We start from the raw sequence: 235 nt of genomic DNA on the forward strand, positions 1-235 counted from the left end.
GCCGCGCGCGGACTGCGCCGTCGGCCTGCACGGGGCCGCTGCCGGCGAGGCGTAGGGGCTCGTCGGCGAGCAGAACGGCCAGCACGTCGTCGGACATGCCGGCCGCGAAGATCCGCCCGATCGCGGTATTGACGAGCGACATCACGGTGCCGACCCGCAGGCTCACGGGCTGCGGCCGCGCCGATGCCTCGAGGCGGATCACGGACGGGCCGAGCGGCCCGAGCGTCGCGGCGGC

General features: G+C 76.6%; 1 pseudogene. It reads right to left on the reverse strand.

The window, feature by feature from the left end:
- Nucleotides 1-235 (reverse strand): annotated as a pseudogene (locus KVT39_RS37445) (IclR family transcriptional regulator); the annotation flags it as partial.

It is taken from the genome of Burkholderia sp. GbtcB21 (genome assembly GCF_019091065.1).
Taxonomy (GTDB): Bacteria; Pseudomonadota; Gammaproteobacteria; order Burkholderiales; family Burkholderiaceae; genus Burkholderia; species Burkholderia pyrrocinia_C.